The sequence below is a fragment of the Tardiphaga sp. 841_E9_N1_2 genome (genome assembly GCF_051811065.1).
In the GTDB taxonomy this organism is placed as follows: domain Bacteria; phylum Pseudomonadota; class Alphaproteobacteria; order Rhizobiales; family Xanthobacteraceae; genus Tardiphaga; species Tardiphaga robiniae.
Map to the genome: position 1 here is coordinate 932,386 of NZ_JBPWQC010000001.1, position 22,387 is coordinate 954,772.

The window sequence follows — 22,387 nt, forward strand, 5'->3', positions numbered from 1 at the left end:
CTTTGAAACCAAGGCTCATGCCGTGGGCACCTAGGCCAGCGCGGCAGCCAAATCGGCATGGGCGGTATCTCGCGCGTCACCGTCGAGTAGCCCCACGTAAACTGGCCCGGCGCCGGCCATGGTGGTCGGTTTTCTTCATTTTTCAGGACGAGGGCGGCGCCCTCTCCGCGAACTGAACGAAGGCCGTTCGTCAGGAGCGCCTCCATTTAATTGCACTCCGGCGCGTTCCTCGCCCCGCCGAGCTCGTTCTTGGTATTTCATCGCCAATGCATTTAGCCGATCAGACACTGACCGATACCCGACGAATCTCGCAAACTCTTGGCACCTTCGAGATATCGCTCTCAGTCGCGCAGCCGCTACGATCGCTTCTCGTTGGCTCTTCGTCACCGCCATCGACGTCCTCGGCACAGCGCGACTAACCGATCTACCATCTCGTGGTTATTTGCGCGGTGCGATACGCTCTTCCAGCGTTGCTGCCGAGGTCGAGGCCGAAATAATTACAAGAGTGAGTACGCTAACAATGATGATCTTCATAAAAGACTATTGGGTAAGCGAAAATTTGAGTTTGCGTAGTTTAGTTCGGTGAACGCAAGCATTATCTGCCAAGAAAAAATCGCGGCATTCTCGCGCGGCGGCTACCGGAACTACTCAAAATTGACTGATACCAAAAAATCGTCCCTCCTCCGGTGCACGAGAAAAACACATCTATCTCGACCTAATAAGGGCCGTTTGTGTTCCAACGCACGGAACACAATGCTTTCTCACACAGTGAGAGTAATTCAATCGAGCGGGTGCGCGGTACCTCATTTCATGAATCCGATCATGAAAGCGATGGTGATATAGGCTGCGCCAATGACAGCGGCCGTCACTGCAAAAGCGAGCAAAAATCTCCAAGCTTGAAACGGGCCGATTTCATCTCTCACCGATCCCTCACATGCTTGTACCGATTACGCCACTTCGGATCTTTGTCGACCGAGTGGTAGACCGGCGTTCCCTTCGGGAAGAGCGCCTGCAGCATGCCGAGGCGGGCGAACTCTATAGGGCCGTCATACTCGGCAGCTTGGATCAAGACGTGCATCGCGTTCTGCCACGGTGGAGCATCGTGCGTCTGCTTTGGTAGGCGGGTGATATATTCGCCGGCATCCTGCAGGGTGGCGAGCTTACCGCCAGCAGGCAGGATGATTGGATCTGGAAATCGAGTTGACCAGGACACAACGCAACTCCGCAAACTCGACTGACGCAATCGAACGGCGACTCAATTTCGGCAAACACTGTTAGTTCCAGAGGCGGGGATGACATCGACCGCTACAAGGAAGCGAGTGCCATTGCGCGTCTGTACATCCGACGGCGTGTCATTGGTCTGGCACTTGCATGACTAGAGCGGGTGGGGCCAACACAAAGAGGTAAAGATGGCGATGATCCACCGCCGCTGGACTGACGACGAAAAAGCCTCGCTCCGTGCGTTAGCCGGGACGCTGCCGCCCGAAGACATCGCTAAAGCGATCGGGCGGACGCGGGCAGCGGTCATGATAAGGGCGCACGAGATGCACTTATCTCTGAGGCGCTTAGATCCGGACGGGGTAGAGAGAAACTGGGCGACGCCCTATCCAAGGGTAGCTCTTACTCGGCAAGCTGGGCCATTTCCGGTGGGCTTTCCACGCAAGAGGTTTCCGCCTTCCACATAATGAACCCGCCGCACTCATGAATCTGGATAATGCCGTCGGCAATGAGCTTGTCGCGGCCAAGCGTGTATTCCGCGACGCTCGCCTTGTCCTTCCATATGAAGGTCGAGTTCCATTCCCCGATCGGCATAAGGCCGTCATCGATCCGGAGCGTTTTGGCGATCTCGAGCAGTCTTGCAGCGGCAGCTTCAGGCTTGGCGTAGGGGCGGTCTTTGACGTGCTTCTCAAACGGCTGGCTCATAGGGTAGGCGCTTCGTCTCTCTTCTTGCCGCGACCGACGATTTTCAGCGCGCCATCCGGTAGGGGGCGCTGAAGCTTCATCGCCTCGTCGGCGGGGGCCGTCATCCAGGCTTGCAGTTCTTCAGGTGTCGTCAGGATAACAGGCATTGCTTTCGGGTGGATTGCGCCGACTTCGGCGTTTGGTTCAGTGGTTAGGAAGGCGAAGATGTCGTTGGTGGTTTCACCTTCTCTGACCTTTCGGACGGACGTCCAGTTCGTCCAGATTCCCGCGAAGAATGCCAGAGGTCGGGTCTCATCAAAGGCGAACCAGATGTCGCCGCCCTCAGCTTTATTGAACTCGCTGAAGGATGTGAACGGCACCAGGCAGCGTGCCTCAGCGCCTAGCCATCGTTTCCAGTGCTGGCTGTCGAGATTACGGATATTCGTCGTGCCGCTGTCCGGTTCCATCCGCAGCAGGTCCTTAAAGTCGACCGGCTTGCCTTTCTCCTCGAGCTTCGCGGCCCGCTTCTTCGCTGCCTGCATCTGAGCGAATTGCGACGAAGGCATTCCCCATCGCGCCAACATCAGTTCTGTGGCGCCATCCTTGTTACGAACGATGGGCGCCGGGTAATCGGGGAAGATGCCGGGCATCGACGGCAGGTTGCCGGTGACGTCGCGATCGAACTTGAACAGGTTGCGGATCGCGGCCTGGTTCTTCGTCATCGAATAGAGGTTGCACATGCAGCGTCCTGTGGATTACGTCCCCGGCTTCCGCCCCGCGATGTGCGTTATATGCGCCATGGTCTGTTCGTGGGATCGTGGGTTGAATGTCTCGCCGCACGGGCAGTGGATCTCGCCGCGCCGGATTTGCTGAGTATAGCCGGCATCCCATAGCGCGTATTTATTGGCAGGCCACTGTTTCTCGCGGCGCGAGGCCTCGAACTCGGCTTCGGTGCGCTTCGGCAGGAACACGTTCCAAGCGGCATCGAAGGCGGCTCGCGCCGTTTCGAAGTCCCATGCGACGCCTCTGAAACATTGATCTCGATGGAGCGGGTAAAAGCCGCAAGACCATTGCCAGATACCCGACCTCTCCGGATTTGGATCGCAATCTTGCTGAGCGATGGTACCGACCTGCACGTCGCCGTACCAGATTTCCCATGTCTCAAAATGATCATCGGTGCGCCGCCGTGTCAGTTCCTGCATCATGGCGTCTCCACACCATGCCGTGGGCTGGGCGCCAACTGCAGCAACGTCGCGAGGGGCCGCTTGCCGCCTTTCGCGCATCGCTGGCAGCGCAACCGGGTCGCGAGGTCGTGGATGCATGTAGTGTCGACATGCGGCAGCTCCGCCAGATTGACGTCGCGCTTGGCCCGGCATCTTGAACATTCAATCTCGAGCCGCGGAAAGCCGCCGTTCAACGCTTGGTCGACTGTCGGTGACGGGTCGATCGGCTCACCATCCGCCCACATGCGTTCGTTCCAGCTTTCGCAGGACAGCTTGTCGGCTTCCCGGATTAGCGCTTCACCCTTCGCACGCAACTCGTCCGACTGGCGGGCAAGCATCAGCGTAACGCCGCGCGCCTTCGCCAGCTCTTTGTTCAGAGCCTTGCGGTCGCCGCCTGATAGGGGCGTGGGGTGATATTTCGGAGCCATATGGGCGTCCAAGCGTGGCGGTCAAAATACAAAAGCAAAAATGCTACGTCGTCTCGAATGACGGCCAGCAGCCGTCCTCCTCGAGGCGTCCCGTGCGTTCCCGGCAGCCGTCGTCGAGCAACTTCATCCCGACATCTTTCCAGACCGCATGGGCCCCGTAGATGCGCAGCGCATCCACGGTCTGAATCTCAACGATCCGATCACAGCGACGGCAGGACACTCGCAAGACGTTCCGGGGAATTTCCGAGAGGCGGCGCTGCTGGATGGGCACGCCGGTGCGGATCTGGCCGCGAGGATCCCGAACGATGGAATCCCAATACGCCTCCGGCAGATCGTCTGCAGGGCCGGGCGTCGGAATAGGCGGCTCAGCCGGGCGGCTCGGCTTGGAAGCCAGCTTTTCCATCTGTTTTGGCGTCGGCATGCGCCAGCTTGCGGGTCTATCGTTCATGCCCTCAATTAGAACATAAGAAGAACAAAAGTCGAGTCCGCGGAGGTTGAATCTCGGATGGAGCGGCGGCGCCGATGGTCGGTTCGGGGTAGCCGAGAAGCGCGAGGCTATAAGCGCACCAGAAAAATACCAGCAGCCGCGACGGCGACGATCCAAGCGGCCAGCACAGCGATTGGCGGGATCCTTGAGCGGGAATTAGAATTCTGCATGGGCGGAGCTCATAGAAAGCGGGTCCGTTTGCGCGGGAGGCCTTTTAGGGAGCCTACCACCACTCTCAGCACCTTGCCGTGACCACAGACGCTGTTTTTAACATAGACCACAGCGAAGGGATTTGGAGATGCAACGGGGGTCATCGAATGGGGCTTTCCGGCTTCACCGGCTCTTTGTGAATTTCTGTCCCTTCGTCGTCTTCCACCACGATGTGGCGGGGCTTAGCGCCGGTCAGCGCCACGTACTTGGCTATTAGCTCGGCCTGCCGCTTTGCCTGCTCTTCATTTTGGAGCTCCAGTCCCACCGGATCTACAAGCTTCGTACCGTCGACAATGGGGAAGTAATATTTGGGCATACGCGTCCTCCGGCAGAGGAAATGCGGGAAATGCGCATGCTTTCAGCTAGTTCCAAGTTGGTTACAATAGGCCCAGATCGGCATCGTAAACCTTTCGTTAACCATGCTGGATCAGCCTATAAGAGTGCGGTGGCACCGGACGACTATGGGGACCGGCAGGCGCAAGAGCCGCTTGGTGTCATGCCCGGGCGGCTTTTTGCTGCTTGCGCGAAGGAACTTCAACATGCCCGAGCTGAATAGGCCCACAAAACCACGAAAGCAGTCCTTTACCAGACCCGACGGGACGTCGACGAGTATCAGCCTTGAGGAAGCCTTTTGGGAGGCGTTGAAAGAGATCGCGAGCGAAAAACGTATCTCGCCGACAGACCTCACCAGACGAATTGATCGGGACCGGGTTCGAGGCAATCTTACATCGACTATTCGTCTTTTCGTCCTAGAGCACTTTATTGCGAAGTACCGATCGGCAACTGACGCCAATGCGGATAGGCAGCGAAAAGCCCGCCCCGAGGAGGGCGTGCGTTCTTGATAGTTGCCCCAATTACTTTTCAGGATGATCGGAGCCGGGCGATGTCGTTTCGGATCCCCGCCGTCTTCGACACGGCGATGCACCAGACAATTGGCCTTAGTTTGAAATTGACGAAATCCGCGACCAGCGGCAGAATTTAGCCGCTATGGGTCAAGCCGAAAGACCATCCTGTCCCCACTGTGGGGCTCATCTGATCTTGGCATTGCCGCCGGGCGGCAAAGGGCCGCGCACGTTCCAGTGTTTCGACTGCGATCGACCCGATCCGCTTAAAACAGATCAAGCGGTAGGCTGGTTAAAGGGCGAATTGCAGCCACCCAAATAGTGTCTGTGCGGAAATAAGAGTCGTCCATGCGTTCCTATATCTGGAACCGGGCGACAGGTGTAAAGTCTCCCATCATCGCCCGTTCCTCGGCAATCATCGGTGACTGAGAGTACTCTACGCTCCCGCCTGATCTCGCGGTGAGCCATGTGCGAAAAATGTACCGAGCTTGATTTTAAGATTGCAAACTATCGGCGGATGTCAGTGGTCGTCACTGACCGGCTTGCAAGAGACGCAATCACCGGGCTGATCGAGCAAATGACGAAAGACAAGACCTCGCTTCATCATGGGAGCACGACGGCTGCGGCGCCTTAGGTTGGTGGCCGCTAGGGTCAGGTGCCGAGCCATGGCGAGAAGGTCAAGCGGGCGGTCGCTCAGACTTCTCTAATTCTGGTTGACTGGAAAGAAGCGCTACCGCTTCCGATAAGAGCGAGACCAGTTCGGGCAAGTCCAGCCGTTCGGCTCGACCGCGCAAAACGTGCAAATCGTTTTTTAGCAGAATCAGTTGCGCGCGGCGCGAGACGCCAGACATGGAAGGCTCCAGCGTGGGAACCGCCCAGCTTAGCAACGTGGATTTAAAGATCGAGTAATTCAGATTCGCGCTCGAGGCATCCAGGATGTCGTCAAAGCTGATATGCGATAGCTGCGACCTAATCGCTTTCTAGTTGGTAGATCGCGCAAAGCCGTTCCTGCACTTGCGCGAAACGCCTCTCGAGATCTGGACTCATCACCCGATATCTCGCTCCGGTATTGCAGTCCAGCTCGCGGCCCTGTCCGACACGATGGCAACGCTGATCCAGTAGGAATGTAGAGCCTCTACGGATCTAGCAAGAACCCATCGGAAGAAATTTTCGCCCGCCTGCGTCGCGCCGACATCTGCATTCACCACCATATCGCAAGCGCGCGATTTACTGCACACTGGCAGGCGAATAAGATGCGCGGCGACGATTTCGATGAGCGTCGGGATGGGCAGGCGGAACAACAGGCGAGAATTGGCGTTGCAGCAAAATGGAAGACAGGCTCTACCGAGTCCTTTTCTCGTTCGGCATAGCCGGGCTGATTACAACATTCGTGGTTTTGGTCCTCCTACTGTTTTATTGGGCAGTAGGTAGTATTTAAGCGGCCCGCCTCAGTTGGTGCTGGCCGAAATAGGGCCCCTCGCAATTTCAATTTAGGCCATTCCAATTGTGATATGCTTCCGCCGGGGAATGGGGTGTGCCGAGTGCTACATCGAACAGTTCAGTACGACGTTCAGGAGATCCAGCCGGGGCTTTGGTGCTGGACCATCTATCTGGGCAATCGCGCAGTACAGGGGCCGGTCAAGTTTCGCTCGCGCGAATTGGCCGTTGAAGCCTGCCATGGCGAGATCAACGACGGGATCGAGCGAACCAGGCGACAGGCCGCCCGGCGATAGCCTTCCGTCTTCTTCCTCACCGCCATCCGACTCCTTGCCACGCGCCGCGTAGTCTCGACATTCCCGGCTATGTAGTCGCGCCTGGTGCCTTCCATGTCAGACTTCTGCATGTGGTCGGTGGTATCCTCGATCGAGGCGCCTGACGCGCGCGCTTCGGTACCGCCGCCGTGACGGGCCCGGGCGTTCCAGGCCTCTTTGGGCACGCCTGCAGCATCCGCGATCGCGCGATACATGTCGTAGAACACCCGATAGCGAACCGGATCTGCATTTCCGGATCGCACCTGCAGGACGTGATTGACCGCCTGCAGCATATTCAGTTCCGACGGGTGAGATCAGGATCGGGCCAACACCAATTAAAGTGGAGCGGACGATGGACGAGCACACGAAGGAGCTAGGCGAAGCACTTGGTCGAATCCTGGACGCCATCATGGAGAACGAAAGGCTCCGGGCAGAAGACCCTCTGTCGGCAATCGTAGACAAGTCAACGCCTATGAAATTGGACGACCTCATCGACGGCATCGAACGAGGGGACGATTGGGTACGCGATCCAATCGGACAATCGCTGCGCGCCGGACTTCGCAACATTGGGAAGATCCTCGCCAACAGCAGGACAATCGCCCAGATGAAAGAGGTCGTCGAGCTGGTCGCAAACAAGGAGGACGGACCTTGGCGCAGTTTCATGCTCCACAAGCATTGGGACGGCATCACAGACAAGGACGGCGATCAGTGGATTGCGTGAGCCAGCCCGCATTTCCCCGCATGACGCGCGCACGACCCGCGACGGGCAATCTATCTATGATGAACGTTCAGCCAAAGTTCTACGGCTTGCATGGCCCGCATCCACTCGTTGGAGCTCTGGGGCAGGGCTCGATCATGCTGATGTCCGGCAAGGCCCCGGATTGCGGTCAAAGCGGCTCGTTCGGCTTCGGCCATGGGACCAGACGTGTTCAGAGTGGATTGCTCGTTCGTCACACCTTCCATCAGTCCTCGCGCTTCCTGATTGGTGCTGATCCAGGCGACGTTCAGAATCGATTTGCAGTAATGGGCCTTTATCAGGCTCTCGCGGTCGTTCATTCAAATGAAGCCATTCATTACCCCGTGTCAGTCGTCGGAGAGCTTGTACTTCTGCCGAAGCTCAAGGGTGAGAGCTCCAACGATACGAGCGCACTTAAAGTGGGCCAAGCTATCGGCTGTGCTCGTCACAGCGCTCCATCCAGGACCTTCGGAGGTCTTCACCTCTCGAACCTCGACGGATACTGCCGGCGGACATTCCGGGTGCTCGTTCATGCGCTCGCGAAAAAGCTGCGCCAGGTCGGCTTTGGAAATCGGCTTCTTTGCCATCGGTCCCTGCCTTCTGGCAGTAACCCTAGCAGCAAACGACCGCAGCCGGCGGTATTAGCGGTGCCCGAAGTGAACTCAGTGTTATTTCAGGCTGTAGCGATGCCGCAGCTGCTTTTCTATCCCCGTCACCATACTAGCAAGCTTCGGAAATTGCCGACGCTGACTGGCATCTGTCAGCGCGTTCCAATCGCTGCGGCCGTTCGGGATGATTGCTATGCGAGCGTTGCGGAGGTTCGACCCTGCGAGCTTCTCGTGAAACATCCAGACGAGCTCGTCGGCAGTGAGATGTTCTTTGGTCATGAAGGGCAGCTTACAGCTTCGTTGCTGGTTCGATCAACTGCTGCGAGGTTCCGCTATGAGTGAGCGACGTCGCGGGACCTTGGGCCATAGTCTGGCCGTAAAGCGCGAACACCTTCGCGGCGTGGCGTGGGGGCGTCACAGGTTGGGGAAGCGCCATGCAAGAACATGAGCCGAAAGCCGGTTACACGTTCTATTTTCAAATGTCAGACGGAAGAGGCCGCTTATCTTGTGCGGTAACGGTCGCATCTCCCACTCGAGATCAAGCCGAGATAATTTTCCGAGACAATTCGTCAGAGATAGTTCGGCTGGCGCGTGCCAATATTGCCAGCAGACCGCTTGATACCAGTTCGCTTAAGTTGAATTTTCCCTAGACCGGGCGCATCGCTGGCGTCACCGCTTAACGTCGTCATCGGTCTTCTTTTCCGCGTTTGCCGCTGCTTGGCAAGGCGGGTTCGGCGGCACCGGCGATGGCGGCCAGCAGCATGGAAGGGCCGCCCGGTACCATGTCCGGACGGCTCTGCCCTTACTTGGACATGCCGCCCTTGTTCTGCTGGCCCATACCATCCTTGGTCGCGCCGCCCTGCTGCATATTGTTGTTCGTGCCAGTGCTAGTCATACCGCTCGTACCTGACATCCCATCCTTCTTCATAGTGTCAGCACGATCAACAGCCGTCCCGGTTGAAGTAGTACCGGGTTGATTGACGCCTGCGCCGGTTGAGCCGGGCTGCGGAGCACTCGGGTTAGCGCCGGATTGAGCGAAGGACGCAGTGGCAGAGAGTCCAACAATCGCGGCAGCGATGACAAATTTCTTCATTTGAGTATCCTCGTGGTTGTTTTCGTACTGCAGTAATGAGCTGATGCACGCTACGTTCCGACAGCCGGGGACTTATCTTTTTGAAACTTTACCCGAGGCCCCGCGTAGCAATCAGTGAGGCTGTGCCCCAACGCGGCTTCGAAAAGGCCCGCCGCATTGGAGTCCTCCGGTGCGGCTGGCTTTTTGTTGGTCAGTGGGTGTTGGTGTCTTTCCACTTCTCCAAGTCCGGCTTTGGCGTATCCGGCAGGCTCGGGTCGGTGGTGTTCTGAGCATTCTGCTTCCAGGGCTCGTTGCTCTGTGATTGCTTACCCCAGTCCTGCTTATCGCGGTCGTCATCGCTTGGCGGGTTTGTTTTCTCGACGCTCATAGTCTGTCCTTTCATTTATATGTTCGTAAACCTCGGGTTTAATCGTGTGTTCCCCGTTGGCGCGGAACGAATCCAGATCGTGCCGTTTGAATAGGCATGAGAAACAATCCTGGCCAACTGGTTCACCTCGCTGTCCTCATGGAAGAGGCGATCCAAATTGCATGGGATTATCTGGAACGGGCAGGCGAGATCGAGGACGCAGAGTTTTGTTCGCACACTCTACTCCACTCGGTTGAAACCATGATTCGGCAGGGAGTAAGGAGCCGCCTGCTGCTCTCGAACAGAGCCATTGCTCAATACATGGAAGCTCTCGAAGCGCGCACACTTCAAGCGGCCTCGTAGAGGGGCGATGACCACGGTGATGGGCGGAAATCAAAAGTATCTCAGGCGCCAGCAGACGGGCATTGGATGGCTCGTCGCAAAGTGGCTGGCTTACTGTCAGGCCGAAAAATGTCGACGCTCGAACCGACGGCCTCAAGAGAAGTAAATGGCGACGATAATCTAGGACTTGGCGTCCTCGTCATTTTCCTGCTGGTGTTGGGCTTGCCCTTATTGCTCTTGTGATGCTTAGAGCCAGGCCACTGATAGCAAAAATGCGGTCGCAATAAGCGCCACAGCTGTCATCGCCGCCATCGTCATTGAGAGCCCGCGCATGCCGTAACGAAGCGGATACGCACCCGGTCATCAAGAGCGTATGTCAGGATCAGGTATGCAGAGCAGAATCGGTCAATGGTGGACAGACACACACGATCAGAGGCAAGAGGCGGAACTCGCCGCCGCGCTGGCCGTCCAGCTCGCAGCGGTCGCTACGGTGAGCCTACGGTTACTACTCGAATCCCTGTGAGCCTCAGAGCAGGTCGCCGCGTTGGTTTTAGCGAGGGGGCGAAAGCTGCGGGAGTATTGTCGTGCCTAGCGGCGTGTAACCCAAGCGGGTGATGCGTCTAATCAGCGGCAAGGAGATCAGTTCATTAAGCTTTGACGTAGAGGCTAGCTCCAAGCGGCCTTCGTATTCGCACCGCGACTAAGACCCGCCGAATTCGTCCTCGGCGGGTTTTTCCGTGCGCTCATGCGATCGGATTTCAAGCAACCAGATCACAAGCCCCACCGCAATTCCGAACGTTAGCACGCTCGCGCCTAGCGACGCCAAGTCGAAAGACGGCCAGCCTTCAGGTGCGGCAACAATGATTTGGGCTGACGTCAAGTTCGCCTCCCTAGCAGAGTCTGCCTTTATCGGGCACGAGCGATCACCGTAGTGAACAATGCCGCGTAAAACTTAAGCGGCGGTTGCGAGAAAAGAATACCTGAAAGGTATCCGGCGCTCCCCGAGCATCAGGTGGCTAGTGATGTACGCTTCAGCCTTGGTAATGGCGTCACGAGACCAGGGGTCAACCGCGAAGGAGAAAGGCATATGCGCCGAGCACGGCTAACCCGCCCACAAGCAGCCAAACGACCAGCCCGATGGTCAGTATTTTGGCTGGGACAGGCGTGTGATCGGTCTGTGGAGTTTCGTGAGGGGCGACGGCTGTTTCTTGATCGGCTGGCATCGGACACATCCTTGTGGCCGCACCTTGCCGCCATGGGTGGACGAACGGCTTGCAGATCGTAACGTTCCGGTATTCCGCCATTTTTTACCCGATGGCGGGGAGGGCGTCACGGGGATTGGTCAACGTGGCGTCATGGGCCCTGCACGTATTCCTGATTCGCAAATGCAACGCTAAAGTCTGCGTATCAACAGATTCGGAGACTGGAATGCAGACGACCACGGTTCGCGTCACCACACCAATGCCATCGGGCAAGGAGCCACTGGTTTGGCACTTCGATCTGATGACAGCAAACCCCGCAGAGGCCATCCGTTGGACAAAGGCCACGCCTCAGGTCCTTCCTCACGCGATTGTCGAAGTTGTCGAGCGCGCTCCTAACTGATCGTTATTCGGGAGTGCGGGAGGGGTGGATCTCGTCGCGCTGCGCCTTGTAAAGCACGGCAAAGGCCCAAACGAAGATCAGGAAGAAGACAATTCCGCAGATGAGGCTCGCTTCGCGGTTAGCCTCCCAACGTTCGAGCCAAACCACATCTCCGTTAGGATTTGCACGTATGCGAGCAGCCTTGTCGAGGCCGGTCGAAGTGACGAAGAAGCAATAGCCAGACCATAGCGTCGCGAGCCCGGAGATAGCAGCGATGACCGCCGATGTGCGCATTGTTTTCCATCCTATTCCAGGAGCGCACTCGTCCCTGCATTCTGTTCTCACTGACTCGGTCGTTTTCGGTAAAGCGCTCTGGCGGCTTTAAGGAAGCCAAGACCAAGCATAAGGAGCGGTGGAGCAGCGATCACGAAAAGCAAAAGGAGGATGGGGTTATCGGAGATATCTATGCTCATGCCTCGACTCCTTGCAGAGAAGCTACTCCCGCAGCAAGCGTCCCATTCACCAAACTATCGATATGCCGTGACCACGCTTCGAACGCCTCGGTTTTCTCGGAAAGGTATCTATAGCGCGCATAGACTTTAGCGACCCCGCGCAGAGTGCCTGATTTGTGATTGACGCAGGCTTCCGCCACTTCGATCGAAAAGCCGAGACCCTGGAGACCGCTGTAGAACGTGCGGCGTAGATCGTGGGACGTCCACGCTTGGAAAACGAAATCAGGATCCAGTTTTTGAAGCTCTTCTTTCATTGTCGCATCAAGGCGTTTCTTCGCTTTGGACAGACCACTGACAGGCGTATCGCCTGTGAGCGTAAACACCAGTCTCACCGCGCCAGCCGACGCAGGAAACCGATTGGGTCCAATCGACGGTAAGTCCTTGAGCAAAGCCACTGCCAAAGAGCTAAGTGGTACAAGATGCTCAGAGTTGTTCTTAGTGCGCTCCGGCGGAAGCGTCCAAAGCGGTCCTTGCCACTTCTGGCCATTTGGTAGAGTGACCGAAGCAGACTGAGTTTCGAACTCGGACCATGGTGCCTCTCTGCACTCGTTGCGGCGTCCACCGGTGAGTAGCAGGAGCTGCATAAGCTTACCGAACGGATATGCTTCGACATCGGCGGCGCGCCAAAACGCAATAATTTCCAGATCGGAAAGAATTCGCTCTTTGCTCGCTTCGCTTGCGACGCTGCTGAGCGTGGCAACAGGAGACGTCGCGAGGATGTCCCGATCACTGACACACCACCCGAAGAAGGTCTTGAGGTTGGTCAGTGTACGGTTCGCTGTGACGCCGTGACCCGCATCAACCAATTCGTCCAAGAGTAGAACGGCATCCCGTTTGGTGATCGCCGAGAGAGGCCTGCCGGACCAGCCTTTGAGCACGCCGCCACCGTTCTTGATCCATGCGCCCTCATTCTCGGGATCGGGTTTCAGACCGAAGTATGTGGCCGTCAGCTTGCGCGTTGAATTGCGAAGACCCTGTTTCTTCTTCCCCCGATATCGCTTCAAGAACTCGACCATCGCAGTATCGACTGTGCTGTCGGGAAGGGAAGTCTCCTTGGTCTTTGCCACCTCAATGCGGCGGGCAACGGTCGGGTCGATGCCTCGGCGGATCGATTCCAAGGCGCTGGTCGCTAGCATGCGCGCTTGGGTAAGCGTGAGCGGCTGACCGATCAACGGCTCGCCGTTCGACGATCCGATCGCCAGGGTACCGAGCGTCAATTTCTTTGCCTTGCGCTGACCGTCCTTGCCACGCTCGACCGGTGACCGGAATCGGAGTGCCCATGATTTGGCGCCACTAGGCTGCACGACCAGATAGAGCCCAGCGACCGAGTCGGGCTTTTCGTACCGAGTCGCCTTTGGTTTCGCTTGTTCGATCGCCTTACCGGTCAATCCTGGCATGTTTACCCCGATATGGAACGGGGTAACGATTAGTCACCGTTAGGGTCTGTTACCCGGAGTTACTAACGATACATCAGAATTGCAATAAAAGCAACAACGCCAATGGTTAATATCGATTTGGATGTATAGTGTTGTTAGGTTTCGTTACGGTATTGATACAGTCTGGGAGACTAGGGGTCGGAGGTTCGAATCCTCTCGCTCCGACCATTTTTACAAATCATTTCAAGATATTAGTAGTCTCGCACCCGAGCGGTGCCGCCTGGATAGGGTGGCCTCGATCAAGCGCGCGCGACGCCGGCCTTACGATTTCGGTTCGACGAAATCACCGTGAATCACATCGTCTTTCCGTCCGGCGAACCAGAGAAGCCCGACATAAGCCGCTGCACAGACAAGGAAGCCGAGGACAATAATCTCTAACATAATATCTACTCTACGCTGAAAACATTAGACTTCTCCCGGCTCCGGGTTCCGTCAATTGCCCCGGCCGCACTCCTTAATGAATCCTTGCCGTCGTGACCCTTTGGCCACAGATGCCGGTGTCGCGTTTGGAATAGCGGCAGGGAGCGGCGCCGGATGTGTCGTTTTTGCGCCAATGGAACCCTTCGCCATCGAACCGATTATCCTGAAAACAGGAGGCTCGCATGGCAAGTCATTGGCATACCGCAGATGGTCCGTCGGAGGTCCGGCATGACGATGATATCGGCTACTACGGTGGCTGGACCATCAGCGGGTTAGCGGTGGTTGCGACCATCACGGCTGTTTGGCTGTTTGGTATCTAGCCCACTGCGTAACTGAAGTCCTTGGTAACTGAAGTCCTTGCGGCAACGCAGCAGCGATGCGCGCGAATGCTGGATGATGGTGACGAAAAAGGCCCGGAGCATATGCTCCGGGCCTTCGTCAATTCAATCAGCCGCGTTTAGTAGTAGCCGTAGCTGCGATAATAGCGGGGACCGCCATAGTAGCCGTTGCCGTAACCGTAGCGCGGACCATAGGCATAACGCGGGCCGTAATGGCGCGGGCCATAACCATATCCGTAACCGGGACCGTAAGCGCCATAGGCACCTGCCGCCAATGCGCCTGCTGCAATGCCGAGTCCGATCACCGCGCCGCGGCCGCCACGGGCCTCTGCGGGTTTCGATGCGATCGACGCCGCGCCGACGGCAGCGACGGTGGCAAGAATAAGTGCTGTCTTCTTCATGCTGCTTCTCCTTCGTATCGAGAAGTCAACGTGTCGGTGTTTTGAAGGTTCAGTTCCAATTCATGGCATATCGGCCACAAATTTTGCCGCGATGGGGGAACGAATAATATCGCGTGATCAGCGAGCGGCGTTCCGCTTTACGCGGCGCAACCGAAAGCGAGATGCGCGTGCAGCGTCGATCATCTCGCAGCTCATGATCCAGAAAAGATCACGGTCCAGAAAAGATAATGGCCCGGAGCGAACTCCGAGCCATCAAACGCAGACGTACATCCGGTCTGCGCTTCCTTGACTCCACAGTGAGTCGAGAAGGTTAATAAATGTCTAACGGTGATGCGTGACGACATGATGACCGATCGCGCTCATCCCGTCGGGCCTTCGACTTCCTTGTGATCCTTGTCAGGCAAGACGCCGCTGCCGGGCGTCTTGGTCTCGTCGGTCAGTTCCGGCTTGTCGTGCGGGCCGGCCGGCGGAATTTTCTGATCGGGCTTCGGCTGTTTGTCGAAGGCGCGGTTCTTTGCTTGCTGTGTCATGCGAAGAGAACGGCTCAGTTCCTCGCGTGTTCCCTTTGATGATCATCGCAAATCACAAGAGAATCGGGCACGGCTCGAACATGCGCGGGTTCTTTGTCGATGTGCTTCATTTCGTGCGGAACCTTCCGGGCGGTAATGGCTTGTCCCGCGATACTTTTAAAGGAAGGAATAAATTGTCATGATCAAGAAACTGGCTTTGCTGGCGGCTGCGGCCGTTCTCTATGTCGCAGCACCTGCGGGCCCCGCGTCTGCGCAGGGCATCAATGTGCAGATCGGCGGCGGTGGTTATCACCATCAGGATCGTGGCTATCATCGCGGCCATGGCTATCGCCAGAGCCGCGCCTATGTGCGCCGCGACTACGGTCACCGCCATCATGGCTGGGATCGCCGCGGTTCGCGCACCAAGACTGTGATCGTTCGCTAACGGACGTCTATGGTTTGACAAAGCAGCCTCGCGCAAGCGGGGCTGTTTTCGTTTGTGACCTTGTCAGACGCTGCCTGGCTGTCCGGACGCCGCACGCAATTGCGCCGTGGCCATATATTGCTGCGTGGCGACGAACATGCCCCACATGATGCCGAGCATCATCCAGAAGTGGCGCCAGTGGTCGGTGTCGATGATGAAGGCCTCGCCGACCGTGCCGAGATAGGCTGCGAACACCGCGAGATAAGCGCGCTGCCATGGCACGCGCACGAAGATGTAGCGGAAGCCGAGCAAGGCGGTGATGAACACCAGCGCGGGATAGCACACGCCGGAGATCCAGCCGCCGGACATGAAGGCGTTGAGATAGGAGTTGTGGGTGTCTTCCGGAAAGAAGCGCGTGAATTGCAGCGGGCCGATTCCGAAGGGCAGATCGAGCGCCATCTGCGCGCCGAGCACATGACGGCCGAAACGGCCGAAACGGCCTTCGTCATATTTCTGATCGAACGAGGCGCGCTGCTTGAACATGTCGGCGATGAAGTCGAACTGCAGCAGGATCACGATCACCAGCGCCACGACGGCGACGGCCGCCAGCGCCATGATGATGATGCGCGAGCGCTGTTTGTTGGACTGGCTGGTCAGCACCATCAGCATCAGCATGAAGGCCGAGGTGATCGCCAACAGGCCCCAGGCGGCGCGGGAGAAGGCGAGCAGGACGGCGAGCGCAATGATGCCGAGCGCAATGGCACTGCGGAGCGAGCGACCGAAACCGTCGCTGACGACGCTCTGCAGACAGAACAGCGCCGGCAGGACCAGAAACGCGCCCAGCACGTTGGGATCCTTGAAGGTGCCGGCGGCGCGGCCGTAGAGCGTGAACATCTCCGCGCCGGGGATCAGGTGCAGATAGCCCAGGATGCCGGCCAGCGACGCCACCAGTGCGCCGACGATCAGGCCACGGCGCAAGAGGTCGATGCGCGCCAGCGTGTCCTCGGACATCACCAGTGCGACGAAGATCGCCATGATGGCCATGTACCAGGAGGTCAGGATCCAGTTCACGATCGGCGCCTTGTCGAGCAGATAGGCGGCGCAGATCGTGTAGCCGAGATTGACCAGGAACAGCATGAGCAGCAGGGGCATGAACACCAGCCGCATGCGCAGGCCCGACGCGAAGAACACCACCATCGCCGTGAGGGTGGCGATCTCGAAGGGGCTGGGCTCAATGAACACGATGGCGCCGCCAAAACCCATCGCCCACAGCAGCGCGCGCTGCAGCGTCACCACGGCGGGAGGTGCCGCGGGCGAGGCGATGTAGTCATCGGCAGTCGCGTGAGTGCTCATGGCGACATCACTCTACGCAGGCAGGGTTGACGAGAGGTGTAGGGCAGAGGCTGAGGCCTGCCTCAATACGCGTTCTCGTTCTTCGTCAGCATTGAAACCGGCGTTTTCAGCATGATGTAGACGTCGAACAGCACTGACCAGTTCTCGATGTAGTAGAGATCGAACTCGACGCGCTTCTGCAGTTTCTCCTCGCTGTCGACTTCGCCGCGCCAGCCATTGACCTGCGCCCAGCCGGTGATTCCGGGCTTGACGCGGTGGCGAGCGAAATAGCCGTCGACGGCCTCGTCCAGCAGCTGGCTCTGCACCCTCTGCTGAACGGCGTGGGGGCGGGGGCCGACCAGCGACAGGTTGTTCTTGAACACCACGTTGAAGAGCTGCGGCAATTCGTCGATCGAGGATTTGCGAATGAACCGGCCAACGCGGGTGACGCGCTTGTCGCCCTTGGTCACGACGGTCTTGGCCAGCGGGTCAGCCTGGTCGTGATACAGCGAGCGGAACTTGAACACGTCGATGCGCTCGTTGTTGAAGCCGAAGCGCTTCTGCCGGAACAGCACCGGGCCGGGGCTGTCGAGCTTGATGGCGATGGCCACCAGCGCCATGAAGGGCAGTGCGGCGATCAGGATCAGGCCGCCGACGATATGGTCGAACAGCCACTTCATCACCAGATCCCAGTCGGTGATCGGCGCCTCGAACACGTCGAGGGTCGGCACCTTGCCGAGATAGGAGTAGGAGCGCGGGCGGAAGCGCAGCTTGTTGGTATGCGCCGAGAGGCGGATATCCACCGGCAGGACCCACAGCTTCTTCAGCATTTCCAGAATGCGCGTCTCGGCCGAAATCGGCAGCGCGAACAGCACGAGATCGACGCGGGTGCGCCGCGCGAATTCGATGATGTCATCGACCTTGCCGAGCTTCGGCGCGCCGGAGATCGTGTCCATCGAGCGCTTGTCGTTACGGTCGTCGAACACGCCGAGGATCTGGATGTCGGAATCTTCCTGGGCATTGAGATCCCTGATCAGCGCCTCGCCATTGGAATCGGCGCCGACAATGATGGTGCGGCGGTCGAGCCGCCCCTGATGCGCCCAGCGTTTGATCAGCGCACGCACAACCGCGCGTTCGGCGATCAGGGCGACGAGACCGACGAAGAAGAACGAGGACAGCCAGACACGCGACACCGCGCCGCCGACCTTGGCGAAGAACGAGACGCCGATGAACAGCAGGAACACGAAGGCCCATGCCGACATCATGCGCGTGAGCTGCTTGATGTGGCCGCGGAAGACCTGCACCTGATAGATATCGGCAGATTGGAAACACACCACGGCAGCCGCCGCCATCGCGACGATCGCAGCGAAGTATTCCCATCTGAAGCCAGCTTCTGGCGCGACATAGAGCAGGTTGAGCGCAATGCCGATGATGCTGAGCATCAGGAAATCGACCACGCGGACGACGCCGGTGATTACGACGGGCGAGTAGGCGGCGCGCACCTTCTGATCGGCGACGGCGAGGGCCGCGGGCGTCAGTCTGCGACGACGTTCGAACCGGCGTTCGCCGGGCGCGTCCGTCGCGGCCGCGTCGATCATTGAGCGTGCGTTGATCGGGTCCAAGGTGAAATGTCCGTTGTTGCGCTGGCATGCGATGTCGCACGTCAAGCCTACCGCTTTTCGTGAGAATTACCGGACAAATCGGAAGATTTGGTTACAGGTTAAGGAGAGTTAACGTTGCGCAAATGCGCTGCGATAGCCTTCGATGACGCCCTCGACCATCGCATCCTGCGAGAAATGTTCCGCGATGCGCTCACGGAGCAATTGTGCACGGGCGCGCGCAGCGGCGATGTCATCGAGAGCAGTTTTGATCGCCGCGGCCATGGCGTCGACATTGTTCGACTGGAACAAGGCGGAGGTGTGCGATCCGAAGATTTCCGGAATGCCGCCCACATTGGCGGCGATCATCGGAATGCCCGCGGCGGCGGCCTCGATCACGACATAGGGCATCGAGTCGCCGCGCGATGGAACCACCAGCAGGCGTCCTTTCGAAAACCCGTAACGCGGTTTGACATGGCCGATGAAGCGTACGGCGTCGGTGAGACCGAGGCGCGTTATCTGAGCCTTCAATGCGTTGGTCTCTTCGCCGTCGCCGCCCAGCGTCAGGGTGACGGGCTGGCCGTCGGCACGCAGGCGCGCGACGGCATCGACCAACAGATCCGCGCCCTTGATACGGCGGAACTCGCCGACATAGCAGATATCGGTGGCGTCATCGGCGGGCTCGATGGGATCGAATTCGCCCGATGTCACGCCGTTGAACACGCATTTCACGAGGCCTGACGGCGTGCCGATCATGCGCTGATAGGTGTCGCGGGCGAAAGCGCTCTCGAACAGGAACAGTTCGGTGCGGTTCATCAGGGCGCGTTCAAGGCGGCTGTAGAAGGCGCCTTTCGCCGTATTTTGCGGATAATGCAGCGAACCGCCATGCGGCGTGTAGATGCGGATGACGCTGTTCGACTTTGCCTTCAGGCGCACGAAGGCGCCGGCCTTGGCGCCGTGGCCATGCAGCACGTCTGGCTTCAGCCGGCTGACGAGGCGCATGAACTGCATCCAGACCAGCACGTCGCCCGGATGTGGCTCGCGGTGGATCGGCAGGCGATAGGTGCCCAGTTTCAGGCGCGGGGCGATCTCGGCCAGTGCATCGCGGGCGCGGTCGGCGCCGGTCAGACTGTCGGCGACGATGCCGACTTCATGGCCGCGATCGGCCTGGCCGTTGGCGACATCGATGATGTGGCGAAAGATGCCGCCGACCGGCGCGCGGACAGCGTGCAGGATGCGAAGCGGCGTGTCCGAAGGTGCGCTCATGATCAGAATCGGCATTCGCTGACGAGGAGGGCGTCGCCGGGAGCTGGAACGCACATCGGAAAATCCCTGAAGCAATTGAATCCAATAAGAGCCTTCGTCGTTAAAAAACCGTGTGGATTCAGGCTTCCGCTGCAACGTCCCGGTATCAGCCTGCCAATTAACCGCGCGGCAACCTTAATCGTCTTTAATCGATTCCGTTGAGTAGACGCAGTGGCGTTTGGGTGGGGTAGGCGATGCGTTTGGCATTCTGGCGTGCAGGCAAGGGCGATGCGTCGGTCGAACGGACCATCAAGGCGCCAACCATGCCAAACCCGGTTTCTCGCAAAAATCCGGAGAAGAAAGCAGAGCGCGTGAACGCTGCGCCGACGCCTGACCTCGGCGACCTCGATCTGCGCGCGCTGTGGCAGGCGCTCGTCCGCCGCAAGATGTGGATCCTCGTTCCGACGCTGCTGGCACTTGTCGGCTCGCTCGTCATCGTCAACATGATCACGCCGCGCTTCAAGTCGGAAGCGCGCATTCTGATCGACGGGCGTGAAAACGTTTTCCTGCGGCCAAGCGGCGAGCGCAACGAAGAGCGTACTTCTCTCGATGCGGAAGCCGTGACCAGCCAGGTGCAGCTGTTGCTGTCGCGCGATCTCGCCCGGGAGATCATCAAGAAAAACAAGCTTGCGGAGCGTCCGGAATTCGATCCGGTGTTGCAGGGTGCGCAGCCATGGCGGTCGCTGCTCGGCCTGATGGGCATTGGCCGCGATCCGTTCTCGATGACGCCCGAAGAGCGCGTGCTCGATGCCTATTACGAGCGGTTGACGGCTTATGCGGTCGACAAGTCGCGCGTCATGGTTGTCGAATTCCAGTCGCGCGATCCCGAACTCGCCGCGCGCGTCGCCAATTCCATCGCCGACGGTTATCTGGTGATGCAGCAGAACGCGCGGCAGAACCAGGCACGATCGGCCGGGCAATGGCTGTCCGGCGAGATCGATGACCTGCGCAAGAAGGTCGTCGAGGCGGAAGCGCGCGCGGAGGAATTCCGCTCCAAGTCCAGCCTGTTCATCGGCACCAACAATACGTCGCTCTCGAACCAGCAGCTCGGCGAGATCAACAGCCAGCTCAACAATGCGCGCTCGCTGAAGTCCGACGCCGAATCGAAGGCGCGGCTCATCAAGGACATGCTGCAGACCGGCAAGCCGATCGAATTCTCGGAAGTGCTGAATTCCGACCTGATCCGCCGGCTGTCCGAGCAGCGCGTGACGCTGCGTGCGCAGCTCGCCGAACAGTCTTCGACGCTGCTCGACGCCCATCCGCGCATCAAGGAGCTGCGGGCCCAGCTCGGCGATCTCGACAAGCAATTGCGCGACGAAGCCGCCAAACTGTCGCGCATCTTCGAAAACGATGCGCGCATCGCCAGCGGCCGCGTCGACGGCCTCACCAACAATCTCGAACAGCTGAAGCGTCAGGCGACATCCAGCAACGGCCAGGACGTGCAGTTGCGGGCGCTGGAGCGCGAGGCGCGGGCGCAGCGCGATCTGCTCGAATCCTATCTGGCGAAATACCGCGAGGCGTCCACGCGTGAGAATATCGAGGCGGCACCGACCGATGGTCGCATCATCTCCCGCGCCATCGTCTCCAACACGCCGGCCTATCCGAAGAAACTCCCGATCGTGCTGATCGCGACACTGGCGACGCTGATGCTGACCGCCGGTGGCATCGTGACCAGCGAGCTGCTGCGCATGACCGCGCCGCGCGGCGCTCCGCCGATGGTGCCGGTCGCGCAGGCCCGCGTCACCGAGCCGGCGTTCAAGCCGTTCGTGGATCAGGTGCCTGTTGCCGTGCGTGAGCCGGAAACTGTCGTTGCGCCGGGCATCGTGCCCGAGCCGGCTCCCGTTGCCGCGCCGCAGCCGGTGGTGCGCGATACCCATCCCGAACTGGCCGCTGGCGTCAGCGAAATCGAACAGCTTGCGCAGGAGTTTCGCGCGGCTGGCAAATCGGCGCGCAAGATCACGATCCTCGGCACCGGCCACAACGACAACATCGCGCTCACCGCGCTGACGCTGTCGCGCATCCTGTCGCGTGACGCGAAGGTGGTACTGGTGGATCTGGCCTCGTCGTCGCCGACGCTGGAAGCCGTATCGAACGATCCGCGCGCGCCCGGACTGGCGGAGCTGATGCTGGGCGAGGCGTCGTTCGGCCAGGTCATCACCAAGGACCGGATGTCGGGCCTGCATATGGTGGCGGCCGGCCGCGCCGGTGCCGATCGCTCGCTGTTGCAGTCGCCGCGCCTGACCATGGCGCTCGATGCGCTGCTGCGCGTCTACGACCACGTGCTGCTGGACGCCGGCACCGCCGCCGATCTGCCGGCGGGACTTCTGACCGATCAGGCCCGCGCCGTGGTGGTGCCGGAAGTGACCATGAGCATGGATGCGCGCCAGCTGATGGCCGAACAGCTCAAGGCCGTGGGCTTCGCCGATGTGAAAATGTTGCGCTCAGCGCCGCCGGCCAACGACCCGGTCGGACCGGGCGGCCGCGTGTTTGCGGCGTAGTCGACGAACCCTCGTCATGGCCGGGCTTGACCCGGCCATCCACGCCTTCGCCTCAACGCAACGAC

Annotated in this window: 24 protein-coding genes; 7 read left to right on the forward strand and 17 right to left on the reverse strand. The window is 59.1% G+C overall.

Features of this window, described 5'->3' with window-relative positions:
• Positions 1 to 919 precede the first annotated feature (919 nt).
• From AB8A50_RS04330 to AB8A50_RS04360, 7 genes are all read right to left on the reverse strand, one after another.
• Positions 920 to 1,213 (reverse strand): hypothetical protein, encoded by a 294-nt coding sequence (locus AB8A50_RS04330; RefSeq protein ID WP_439076992.1) that lies wholly within the window; start codon positions 1,211 to 1,213, stop codon positions 920 to 922.
• Positions 1,214 to 1,620: 407 nt separating this feature from the next.
• Complete coding sequence (locus AB8A50_RS04335) at positions 1,621 to 1,923, reverse strand: hypothetical protein (protein WP_439076993.1); 303 nt, start codon at positions 1,921 to 1,923, stop codon at positions 1,621 to 1,623.
• Complete coding sequence (locus AB8A50_RS04340) at positions 1,920 to 2,642, reverse strand: SOS response-associated peptidase (RefSeq protein ID WP_439076994.1); 723 nt, start codon at positions 2,640 to 2,642, stop codon at positions 1,920 to 1,922. The genes AB8A50_RS04335 and AB8A50_RS04340 overlap by 4 nt, the downstream gene beginning before the upstream one ends.
• Before the next feature lie 15 nt (positions 2,643 to 2,657).
• Complete coding sequence (locus AB8A50_RS04345) at positions 2,658 to 3,107, reverse strand: hypothetical protein (protein ID WP_439076995.1); 450 nt, start codon at positions 3,105 to 3,107, stop codon at positions 2,658 to 2,660.
• Entirely contained in the window at positions 3,104 to 3,553 is a 450-nt protein-coding gene (locus AB8A50_RS04350; protein ID WP_439076996.1) for a hypothetical protein, read from the reverse strand. Before AB8A50_RS04350 ends, AB8A50_RS04345 begins: the two co-directional genes overlap by 4 nt.
• 43 nt (positions 3,554 to 3,596) lie before the next feature.
• Entirely contained in the window at positions 3,597 to 3,974 is a 378-nt protein-coding gene (locus AB8A50_RS04355; RefSeq protein ID WP_439076997.1) for a hypothetical protein, read from the reverse strand.
• Positions 3,975 to 4,350: 376 nt separating this feature from the next.
• Positions 4,351 to 4,566 (reverse strand): DUF6894 family protein, encoded by a 216-nt coding sequence (locus AB8A50_RS04360; RefSeq protein WP_439076998.1) that lies wholly within the window; start codon positions 4,564 to 4,566, stop codon positions 4,351 to 4,353.
• A 223-nt stretch (positions 4,567 to 4,789) separates the two neighbouring features.
• On the opposite strand from AB8A50_RS04360, the gene AB8A50_RS04365 reads away from it, so the two are divergent.
• Positions 4,790 to 5,092, forward strand: coding sequence for a ribbon-helix-helix domain-containing protein (locus tag AB8A50_RS04365; RefSeq protein ID WP_439076999.1), 303 nt, complete (start codon positions 4,790 to 4,792; stop codon positions 5,090 to 5,092).
• A 1,606-nt stretch (positions 5,093 to 6,698) separates the two neighbouring features.
• Here the strand turns inward: AB8A50_RS04365 and AB8A50_RS04370 are convergent.
• The gene (locus AB8A50_RS04370) at positions 6,699 to 7,136 is read right to left on the reverse strand and encodes a hypothetical protein (RefSeq protein WP_439077000.1); all 438 of its coding nucleotides are present in this window, start codon (positions 7,134 to 7,136) and stop codon (positions 6,699 to 6,701) included.
• Positions 7,137 to 7,195: 59 nt separating this feature from the next.
• Here AB8A50_RS04370 and AB8A50_RS04375 point away from each other — a divergent pair, with 59 nt between their 5' ends.
• Entirely contained in the window at positions 7,196 to 7,564 is a 369-nt protein-coding gene (locus AB8A50_RS04375) for a hypothetical protein (RefSeq protein ID WP_439077001.1), read from the forward strand.
• A gap of 56 nt (positions 7,565 to 7,620) precedes the next feature.
• A complete protein-coding gene (locus AB8A50_RS04380) occupies positions 7,621 to 8,529 on the forward strand; it encodes a hypothetical protein (protein WP_439077002.1) in 909 nt (302 codons plus the stop codon).
• 460 nt (positions 8,530 to 8,989) lie between these two features.
• Here AB8A50_RS04380 and AB8A50_RS04385 read toward each other — a convergent pair whose 3' ends face one another.
• Positions 8,990 to 9,280, reverse strand: coding sequence for a hypothetical protein (locus AB8A50_RS04385; protein ID WP_439077003.1), 291 nt, complete (start codon positions 9,278 to 9,280; stop codon positions 8,990 to 8,992).
• Positions 9,281 to 9,470: 190 nt separating this feature from the next.
• Positions 9,471 to 9,647 carry a hypothetical protein gene (locus AB8A50_RS04390; RefSeq protein ID WP_439077004.1) on the reverse strand — a complete coding sequence of 59 codons (177 nt, stop codon included), beginning with the start codon at positions 9,645 to 9,647 and terminating at the stop codon, positions 9,471 to 9,473.
• 1,749 nt (positions 9,648 to 11,396) lie between these two features.
• Here AB8A50_RS04390 and AB8A50_RS04395 point away from each other — a divergent pair.
• Positions 11,397 to 11,570: a hypothetical protein gene (locus AB8A50_RS04395; RefSeq protein ID WP_158596809.1), complete on the forward strand. Its 174-nt coding sequence runs from the start codon at positions 11,397 to 11,399 to the stop codon at positions 11,568 to 11,570.
• Between the two features lie 3 nt (positions 11,571 to 11,573).
• Here the strand turns inward: AB8A50_RS04395 and AB8A50_RS04400 are convergent, their stop codons facing one another.
• Both AB8A50_RS04400 and AB8A50_RS04405 read right to left on the reverse strand, forming a co-directional pair.
• Positions 11,574 to 11,843: a hypothetical protein gene (locus tag AB8A50_RS04400; RefSeq protein ID WP_439077005.1), complete on the reverse strand. Its 270-nt coding sequence runs from the start codon at positions 11,841 to 11,843 to the stop codon at positions 11,574 to 11,576.
• 175 nt (positions 11,844 to 12,018) lie between these two features.
• Positions 12,019 to 13,458 (reverse strand): tyrosine-type recombinase/integrase, encoded by a 1,440-nt coding sequence (locus AB8A50_RS04405; protein ID WP_439077006.1) that lies wholly within the window; start codon positions 13,456 to 13,458, stop codon positions 12,019 to 12,021.
• Positions 13,459 to 14,099: 641 nt separating this feature from the next.
• On the opposite strand from AB8A50_RS04405, the gene AB8A50_RS04410 reads away from it, so the two are divergent.
• Positions 14,100 to 14,237, forward strand: coding sequence for a hypothetical protein (locus tag AB8A50_RS04410; protein ID WP_158596804.1), 138 nt, complete (start codon positions 14,100 to 14,102; stop codon positions 14,235 to 14,237).
• A gap of 137 nt (positions 14,238 to 14,374) precedes the next feature.
• Here the strand turns inward: AB8A50_RS04410 and AB8A50_RS04415 are convergent, their stop codons facing one another.
• Both AB8A50_RS04415 and AB8A50_RS04420 read right to left on the reverse strand, forming a co-directional pair.
• Positions 14,375 to 14,656: a hypothetical protein gene (locus tag AB8A50_RS04415; RefSeq protein ID WP_439077007.1), complete on the reverse strand. Its 282-nt coding sequence runs from the start codon at positions 14,654 to 14,656 to the stop codon at positions 14,375 to 14,377.
• A gap of 359 nt (positions 14,657 to 15,015) precedes the next feature.
• Complete coding sequence (locus tag AB8A50_RS04420; protein ID WP_439077008.1) at positions 15,016 to 15,186, reverse strand: hypothetical protein; 171 nt, start codon at positions 15,184 to 15,186, stop codon at positions 15,016 to 15,018.
• Between the two features lie 178 nt (positions 15,187 to 15,364).
• Between AB8A50_RS04420 and AB8A50_RS04425 the strand changes: the two genes are divergently transcribed.
• A complete protein-coding gene (locus AB8A50_RS04425) occupies positions 15,365 to 15,610 on the forward strand; it encodes a hypothetical protein (RefSeq protein WP_089264595.1) in 246 nt (81 codons plus the stop codon).
• 63 nt (positions 15,611 to 15,673) lie between these two features.
• Here the strand turns inward: AB8A50_RS04425 and AB8A50_RS04430 are convergent, their stop codons facing one another.
• The 3 genes from AB8A50_RS04430 to AB8A50_RS04440 form a co-directional block, all read right to left on the reverse strand.
• Entirely contained in the window at positions 15,674 to 16,942 is a 1,269-nt protein-coding gene (locus AB8A50_RS04430; RefSeq protein WP_439077009.1) for an O-antigen ligase family protein, read from the reverse strand.
• A 62-nt stretch (positions 16,943 to 17,004) separates the two neighbouring features.
• Positions 17,005 to 18,543: an undecaprenyl-phosphate glucose phosphotransferase gene (locus AB8A50_RS04435; protein WP_439071491.1), complete on the reverse strand. Its 1,539-nt coding sequence runs from the start codon at positions 18,541 to 18,543 to the stop codon at positions 17,005 to 17,007.
• A 108-nt stretch (positions 18,544 to 18,651) separates the two neighbouring features.
• Complete coding sequence (locus AB8A50_RS04440) at positions 18,652 to 19,785, reverse strand: glycosyltransferase family 4 protein (protein ID WP_439077010.1); 1,134 nt, start codon at positions 19,783 to 19,785, stop codon at positions 18,652 to 18,654.
• Between the two features lie 233 nt (positions 19,786 to 20,018).
• Here AB8A50_RS04440 and AB8A50_RS04445 point away from each other — a divergent pair, with 233 nt between their 5' ends.
• On the forward strand, positions 20,019 to 22,322 hold the full coding sequence (locus AB8A50_RS04445; protein ID WP_439077011.1) for a GumC family protein: 2,304 nt from the start codon (positions 20,019 to 20,021) through the stop codon (positions 22,320 to 22,322).
• Positions 22,323 to 22,387 lie beyond the last annotated feature (65 nt).